The following is an 877-nucleotide window of genomic DNA, read 5'->3' as shown; positions in this document are numbered from 1 at the left end:
GTTGGGATCGCTCTTGATCACAGGGAAGAGTACTTGTGCTGGTAGTTGAACGAGATCGACCTCTCCCGCTTGGAGAGCCGCGAAGGCGGTCTGCTGGTCGCTGATCCACTGCCTGATGACGCGATCAACCTTGACCACCTTCCCGCCGGCGAATCCGTCGGGTGGCTCCTGGCGCGGTACATATTGTTCGTTTCGATCGTAGGTGAAGCTTGCGCCAGGCTTGGCCAGAGCATCATTGAACTTGAATGGCCCGGATCCGATATTCGCCGTCACCTGCTCCGTTGGGGGAAGCTTCGCGTCCTTCTCGCGCATGATAGCTAGATAATACCCGACGTAGGATGATGCGAGCAAAGGTATGAGAAGCGGTAACGGTTCGTTGAGCGTGATCGTGAAGGTCTTCTCGTCTTGTTTCGAGAGATCCTTGGCCTTGGCCATGATCAATTTTCCACTTGTATCCACTTGCGCCCAGCGTCGTATGGAGGCCACACAGTCGGCCGCAGTGACTGGGCTGCCGTCGTGGAAGGTCAGGCCCTCACGGAGTTGGAATTTGTAGGTCTTCTTGTCTTCGGAGACGTCCCACTTTCCCACCATTTGCGGTCGTGGCATGCCCTTGGAGTCGACCTCAAACAGCGTGTCGTAAATCGCTAAAGCATGCTGCGGTGCCAAAGTTGTTGAGATGATCGGATCGAATACTATGAGGTCACCGTCCGGCACCCAGCGCACCGTCCGAGCGTCCGCCTGTGATGTCTGCGCCCGAAGGATTGTCGGCATTGATAACGCCGTCCCGGCAGCCAAACCTGTCTTGATAATTTCGCGTCTAGTGATTGTCATGCTCCCGTTCCTCTCTTTTTCATTTTTAACTATTAGTTCCCAGTCG

1 protein-coding gene is annotated in these 877 nt (G+C 55.2%); it reads right to left on the bottom strand.

Going from position 1 to position 877, the window contains the following annotated elements; genetic code table 11:
• Nucleotides 1–831: ABC transporter substrate-binding protein (locus tag NKI05_RS32200; protein WP_352794234.1), on the bottom strand; the 831-nt coding region annotated here is incomplete at its 3' end.
• Nucleotides 832–877 lie beyond the last annotated feature (46 nt).

Source organism: Mesorhizobium sp. M0771 (assembly GCF_040320155.1).
Lineage (GTDB): Bacteria > Pseudomonadota > Alphaproteobacteria > Rhizobiales > Rhizobiaceae > Mesorhizobium.
This window is presented reverse-complemented; position numbering and strand designations above follow the sequence as displayed.